Source organism: Pseudomonas sp. Sample_16 (assembly GCF_004307665.1).
Taxonomy (GTDB): domain Bacteria; phylum Pseudomonadota; class Gammaproteobacteria; order Pseudomonadales; family Pseudomonadaceae; genus Aquipseudomonas.
The window spans coordinates 26,019-32,435 of sequence record NZ_RCOB01000141.1; the positions used below are offsets into that span (position 1 = coordinate 26,019).

At 58.4% G+C, this 6,417-nt stretch carries 8 protein-coding genes; 5 read left to right on the forward strand and 3 right to left on the reverse strand.

The window, feature by feature from the left end:
- Window position 1: 1 nt before the first annotated feature.
- Window positions 2–640 carry a uracil phosphoribosyltransferase gene (gene upp / locus D8U69_RS18870; RefSeq protein WP_056853258.1) on the reverse strand — a complete coding sequence of 213 codons (639 nt, stop codon included), beginning with the start codon at window positions 638–640 and terminating at the stop codon, window positions 2–4.
- A 173-nt stretch (window positions 641–813) separates the two neighbouring features.
- Here upp and D8U69_RS18875 point away from each other — a divergent pair, with 173 nt between their 5' ends.
- From D8U69_RS18875 to D8U69_RS18890, 4 genes are all read left to right on the forward strand, one after another.
- The gene (locus D8U69_RS18875) at window positions 814–1,371 is read left to right on the forward strand and encodes a hypoxanthine-guanine phosphoribosyltransferase (protein ID WP_056853257.1); all 558 of its coding nucleotides are present in this window, start codon (window positions 814–816) and stop codon (window positions 1,369–1,371) included.
- Window positions 1,372–1,374: 3 nt separating this feature from the next.
- Window positions 1,375–1,848: a WbuC family cupin fold metalloprotein gene (locus tag D8U69_RS18880; RefSeq protein ID WP_130903577.1), complete on the forward strand. Its 474-nt coding sequence runs from the start codon at window positions 1,375–1,377 to the stop codon at window positions 1,846–1,848.
- 140 nt (window positions 1,849–1,988) lie between these two features.
- The gene (locus tag D8U69_RS18885; protein ID WP_130907891.1) at window positions 1,989–2,474 is read left to right on the forward strand and encodes a hypothetical protein; all 486 of its coding nucleotides are present in this window, start codon (window positions 1,989–1,991) and stop codon (window positions 2,472–2,474) included.
- A gap of 63 nt (window positions 2,475–2,537) precedes the next feature.
- Window positions 2,538–2,825 (forward strand): PA4642 family protein, encoded by a 288-nt coding sequence (locus D8U69_RS18890; protein ID WP_056853254.1) that lies wholly within the window; start codon window positions 2,538–2,540, stop codon window positions 2,823–2,825.
- A gap of 193 nt (window positions 2,826–3,018) precedes the next feature.
- Here the strand turns inward: D8U69_RS18890 and mqo are convergent, their stop codons facing one another.
- Together mqo and D8U69_RS18900 are read right to left on the reverse strand one after the other, a co-directional pair.
- A complete protein-coding gene (gene mqo / locus D8U69_RS18895; RefSeq protein WP_056853253.1) occupies window positions 3,019–4,527 on the reverse strand; it encodes a malate dehydrogenase (quinone) in 1,509 nt (502 codons plus the stop codon).
- Window positions 4,528–5,267: 740 nt separating this feature from the next.
- Window positions 5,268–5,501, reverse strand: a complete 234-nt coding sequence (locus D8U69_RS18900) for a hypothetical protein (protein ID WP_056853252.1) — start codon at window positions 5,499–5,501, stop codon at window positions 5,268–5,270.
- A 204-nt stretch (window positions 5,502–5,705) separates the two neighbouring features.
- On the opposite strand from D8U69_RS18900, the gene D8U69_RS18905 reads away from it, so the two are divergent.
- Window positions 5,706–6,290 carry a YajG family lipoprotein gene (locus tag D8U69_RS18905; protein WP_056853251.1) on the forward strand — a complete coding sequence of 195 codons (585 nt, stop codon included), beginning with the start codon at window positions 5,706–5,708 and terminating at the stop codon, window positions 6,288–6,290.
- Window positions 6,291–6,417 lie beyond the last annotated feature (127 nt).

Below are 6,417 nucleotides of genomic sequence, written 5' to 3' on the forward strand. Positions count from 1 at the left end.
CTCACGCGTCCTTCTGCTTGGTGCCGAAGATCTTGTCGCCAGCATCGCCCAGGCCCGGGATGATGTAACCGTGTTCGTTGAGTTTTTGATCAATGGACGCGGTGTAGATGGTCACGTCCGGGTGAGCTTTCTCGACCACCGCAATGCCTTCGGGCGCGGCAACCAGCACCATGGCGCGGATGTCCCTGCAACCGGCCTTTTTCAGCAAGTCGATGGTCGCGACCATCGAGCCGCCGGTGGCGAGCATCGGGTCGATGATCATGGCCAGGCGTTCGTCGATTTCCGGTACCAGTTTTTCCAGGTAGGTGTGGGCTTCGAGGGTTTCCTCATTGCGGGCCACACCCACGGCGCTGACTTTGGCGCCCGGGATCAGGCTCAACACACCTTCGAGCATGCCGATACCGGCACGCAGAATCGGTACTACAGTAATTTTCTTGCCGGCGATTTTCTCGACCGACACCGTGCCGCACCAACCTTCGATATCGTAGGTTTCGAGCGGCAGGTCTTTGGTGGCTTCATAGGTCAGCAGGGCACCGACTTCCTGAGCGAGCTCACGGAAATTCTTGGTGCTGATGTCTGCGCGGCGCATCAGGCCAAGTTTATGACGGATCAGCGGGTGGCGGATCTCGAGGATGGGCATGGGAAAGGCTCCGGCGGCGGGCAAAAAAACCGGCCTAGATTAATCTATCCGAGGGTGTTGTCCTATAGACATAGAGTACGTTAGTCCACAAACGCTTGATCTGGCCTCGCTTGATGCGTACCTTTGCCCGCTTTTCCTGAACCGCCACCCCCCTCAATCCCCTGGAGAGCGCCATGTCCGCTGATCTCGAGCATATCCGTCAAATCATGCGAGAGGCTGACTGCCTGTACACCGAAGCTGAAGTCGAGGCGGCCATCGCCCGCGTGGGTGCACACATCAATGAAGAACTGGCGGACAGCAACCCGGTGGTGTTCTGCGTGATGAACGGCGGGCTGATTTTTGCCGGCAAACTGCTGACCCATCTACAATTCCCGCTGGAGGCGTCCTACCTGCACGCCACCCGTTATCGCAACGAAACCAGCGGCGGCGAGCTGTTCTGGAAGGCCAAGCCGGAAGTGTCGTTCATCGACCGTGACGTTTTGATCATCGACGACATTCTCGACGAAGGTCACACCCTGGGTGCGATCATCGACTTCTGCAAACACGCCGGTGCCCGCAAAGTGCACACCGCCGTGCTGATCGACAAGGATCACGACCGCAAGGCTCGCCCGGACCTGAAAGCCGATTTCGTCGGTCTGCCGTGCATCGACCGTTACATCTTCGGCTACGGCATGGACTACAAAGGCTACTGGCGCAACGCCAACGGGATTTTTGCCGTTAAAGGAATGTAAGACATGGATACGCCTCGCTTTCTCGATCAGACGTTGTTCGCGGAACTGGCCGGGAAAGCCGCGGCCAATCCTCGTGGACGCCAGCATTACAACTTCCATCAGATGGAAGACGCTTGCCATCGCATGGCGGTGGCGCTGCAGCCGTCCACCTACATTCCGCCTCACCGGCATCTGGGTGACAACAAGGCTGAAACCCTGCTTGTCCTCAAAGGACGCCTGGGTGTGTTGATCTTTGACGAGAACGGTACGGTGCTCAGCAAGACCGTGCTTCAGGCCGGTGGCGACTGTGTTGGCGTGGATCTGCCGACAGGCGTATTCCACGGCCTGGTGGTGCTTGAAGACGATAGCCTGATGTTCGAATGCAAGGCAGGGCCTTACCGCCCGGTCGGTGAAGGTGAACTTGCCGGCTGGGCGCCGCGCGAAGGCGAGCCTGGTGTTGCCGAGTATCACGCCTGGATGCGCGCGCAGTTCGATTGATCCAAGCCAGATCAAAGCATCGCAGCCTTCGGCAGCTCCCATAAGGGCCTGATGTACACCCTGTAGTCGCTGCCGAAGGCTGCGATCTTTGCTTTTAAAGCCATGATAGAGTGCTCGGCCCCGCCCTCCGGAGCCTTGTCATGAGCCTTTTGTTTCGCAGCTGCGCCGCTCTGTTGCTGACCCTCAGTCTGCCCCTGGCCGCTGCCCCGGCACCGATGCACGGGCAGTTCCTGCCACCGGATGACCTGACTCTGCGTGACGCAGAGCCCGAGCAGCAGCAGTTGTTGCAAGTCACCGAATATTCGGTGGTGGTCGGCAGTCAGCGCCAGTCCAATCAGCAGCCGATCCCGGTGACCTCGCCGCTGCTGGTTCGCCTCAAGGGCAAATCCCTGAACAAGGGAGCAACCATCAGTCAGGTGCTGGTCAATTTCGACGGCGAAAGCAAAAGCCTGAAGAAACCGGTTTACGACGACAAAACCAAGACCCTGACCCTCTATTACCCGCTGGCGCAGTACCGGGTGGTGATCGATCTGTTGCGCAATGACACGGTGTATTGCCAGTTCTTGAGCTATGCCAGTGGCCACATTTGGGCCGATCTGCACACTGGCGCCGTTCGTCCGCGTTGAGCCCGGCGCCCGCGCAGGGGTAAACTGCCTGCCCTGTGAAATGTCTGCGAGCTGGAGTCGGCAATGCGTAAAGATAAGAAACAAGTGATTGGTGACGAGATCGGCGATGAGCAGATCAAATTGTTCCTCGATTTCGAACCGGTCGACGCGACTTCTCCGTCCCTGCACAAACTGGTCAAGGCCTACCGTGGCCTGCGCATTGATGACTTCGAGCGCTTCCTGACGTTCTTCGTCGAGGCCGGTTTTGACGTCAACGGCAAAGACGAGCACGGCAATGACTTCATTGCCTTGATCAAGGATCAGCGTAATGCGGCCGAGTACATTGAACTGATCGACAAGGCTCGCGGCTGATCAATTTTTCCCTGTGGCGAGGGAGCTTTCTCCCGCTTGACCGGGCTTGCGCACCAGTGCGAAGCGCTCACAAGATTCTGGGGCCGCTTCGCAGCCCAGCGGGAGCAAGCTCCCTCGCCACAAAGAAGGTTTGACCGCACATAAAAAAACGCCCCGTTCTCAAAGAGGACGGGGCGTTTTTCATGGGGCCGAATCAAGCGTAGCTTTCGGTCTCGCTGCTGGCTTCAACCAGTTCCAGGGCAACGTTGTTCTGCGTGTTGATCTTGCGATACAGCGCAGCGTCGGCTTCCAGGACTTTTTCACGGGCCGGGAAAATTTCCGCCAGTTTGGCAGCCCATTCGCCTTTGGCCTGGTTCGGGAAGCATTTTTCGATCAGTTCCAGCATGATCGAAACCGTTACCGAAGCACCTGGCGAAGCGCCGAGCAGGGCGGCGAGGGAGCCGTCCTTCGCCGCGACCAGTTCGGTACCGAACTGCAGGATGCCGCCTTTTTTCGGGTCTTTCTTGATGATCTGCACCCGTTGGCCGGCCACTTCCAGGCGCCAGTCTTCGGCTTTCGCTTCAGGGTAGAAGCGACGCAGGGACTCCAGGCGCTGTTCCATGGACTGCATCACTTCGCTGACCAGATACTTGGTCAGGTCCATGTTGTTTTTCGCCACGGCCAGCATCGGGCCGATGTTGCCGGCGCGAACCGACATCGGCAGGTCCATGAAGGAGCCGTGCTTGAGGAACTTGGTGGTGAAACCGGCATAAGGTCCGAACAGCAGGGACTTCTTGCCGTCGACGACGCGGGTGTCCAGGTGCGGCACCGACATCGGTGGCGAACCCACGGCAGCCTGGCTGTAGACCTTGGCCTGGTGGTGCTTGACCACTTCCGGGTTGTCGCAACGCAGCCACTGGCCGCTGATCGGGAAGCCGCCAAAGCCTTTGCTCTCTTCGATACCCGAGGCTTGCAGCAGGGGCAGTGCCGCGCCACCAGCGCCGAGGAAGACGAATTTGGCGTCGACTTCACGGGTGTTGCCGCTGTTGACGTCCTTGATGCTGACGGTCCAGCCACCGTTGTTGCGCTTGAGGCCGGTCACGCGCTTGCAGTATTTGACCTGGGCATCGGGTGCGCTGGTCAGGTGCTTGAGCAACTGGTTGGTCAATGCGCCGAAGTTGACGTCGGTGCCATTGATCACGCGGGTGGCGGCAAGGGTTTCGCCGGGGTCGCGCCCAGGCATCATCAATGGCATCCACTCTGCCATTGTCGCCTTGTCTTCGGTGTATTCCATGTCGGCGAAGGCGTGGTGCTTGCTCAGCACCTTGAAGCGTTCCTTGAGGAAGGACACGCCGCTGTCGCCCTGGACGAAACTCAGGTGTGGCACCGGGCTGATAAACGATTTGCACGAGCCGAACGTGCCTTTTTTGGTCAGGTACGACCAGAACTGCTTCGACACCTCGAACTGGGTGTTGATGTGCACGGCTTTCTTGATGTCGACGGAGCCATCGGCAGCCTGTGGCGTGTAGTTCAACTCGCACAGGCCGGCATGACCGGTACCGGCGTTGTTCCACGGGTTGGAACTCTCCGCGGCACCGGAATCCATCAGCTCGACGACTTCCAGCTTGATCGCGGGGTCGAGCTCTTTGAGCAGAACTGCCAGGGTGGCACTCATGATGCCGGCCCCAACCAGTACTACGTCGACTGCTTCGTTATGCGCCATTTAACGCGTCTCCAAAATCTGCAGCACCAAATTGACGGCATGGCTGCCAGGCGTTCCGGGGCGAGTCAGTAATGCCCCTCGAACTCATGGCAGGATCGCCATGTCCGAATCTTCGCAATTTTTTGCAACTTCGACGGACGCTACCGGCCGGGTCTAATCAGAGTCCTATGAACTCATTTCAACGGGCGGCTGGCAATTCGACTTATGGTCGAGACATCCGTTTGTGCAACCAAATCCGTAGCGGACAGGCTTCAGGCTCCGGTGTTCGAGGCGTACTCGGTCCTGTGTCGTTGGGCTGTTCTAGACGCTAATGGTGCATGTTCAGACGCAAAACTATTCATTTGCTCGCCACACTCTTGTGAAGTTGTGAAAACCCGTTTTTTTCACGCTCTTTTGAAGACGTGAACCTCAAAAAAGGGCTGCCTCTGCCTGGCACCGTGCCCGAATGCTTTGCCGCCAGGGAGTTCATGGCAGGCAAAACGGGCAAACAGCTCAGTGACCGAGCGTCATGACAGCTCTGCAGATTCGCGAAAAGTGGAGGTTTTGCTTGATGAACAGCAAGCGCGCCAGCTTCACTCGATCTGTGTGGGCGGCTCTCTGTGGGCGGTGCGGGGTGCCAAAACCGAAGCATTGACGATGCTGCGAGGCCCGATCAGGAGACGTCCTTATAATCGGGGGGAGATTGTAGCGAAGAAACGTAGGGAATTGGTCGTGTTTAATGACTTTTATTAGGCGTTCGGTCAGGTGGTCAACAGTTGCTGTGCCCGCGAGCGTGGCTGGCGTGCAATCACGCGGGCGCTGGCAGGCAAGGGCTTGTGCAGCCAGTTGAGGCGGATTTCTTCGATTTCGACCCAGCCATCGCCCATGGGCTGCAGGCTGCATTGTTTGAATGCCTGGCAATGGCCGTTGCGGTCGAGCAGCGCAAAGCTGCGGTGATGCGGACGTGCTTCGAACAGCGAAACGAGAAAACGCATGGCGAGAGACCTCTTGGGTGATTGACCATTACGTTCGCAGCCACTCGTGACGTGCAAGTGAAGGCTGGGTGAAAAATCTGTGACAGGAACCGTGATCTCTCGGGTTTGTCAGAGATTTCAGTAATCGTTGCATGACCCTAGTTAGCCGCAGTGGCCCACCGCTATACTGCCGGCCTGTTTGTGCCTGATTCTGGAGAGAAGAGCATGTTGCAACGCCTGTTGTTCGGTTTGATCACTGTGACCAGCTTGACGCTGGTCGGCTGCGCCCACAGCCCGCAACAACTGAACCCGGAACCCAAGTTGACGGCCCAACTGGCGCCGGTCGGCCACGGACAGCCGGTGGTGGTGCGTGTAGTCGACGGTCGTCCGTCGCCGACCCTGGGTACTCGCGGCGGTCTGTATCCGGAAACCAGCGCGATTACCGTGCAGGGCGCGCAGATCCTGCCGAAACTGCAAGCCCAGGCCGAAGCGGCCGTGCGGCTGCTGGGGTTCACCCCGAGCACCAACGCGCCGAACGCGCCGCAAATCACCGTGACCCTGGCTGAATTGAAGTATCAGTCGCCTAAAGAGGGCATGTATGTGACCGAGGCCACTATTGGCGCGACTTTCCGCTCCGATGTGCAGAACGCCAACCGTCGCTACAGCGGTCGCTACGGTGCGTCCCTGGACCAGCGTTTCGGCATGGCGCCGAACCAGGAAACCAACACCAAGCTGGTCAGCGATGTGTTGAGCGATGCGTTGACCCGTCTGTTCAAGGACCCGACCGTGGGTCAGGTACTCGGCGAATAAGCGTTCGCAAGATGTAAGAAAGCCCGGTGCCAGCAATGGTCCCGGGCTTTTTCATGTCTGATGTACACCCTTCCCTGTAGATACTCTGTTCACGGTCAAGCTTTCGCGAGATGTTTTTCGCTAAAAA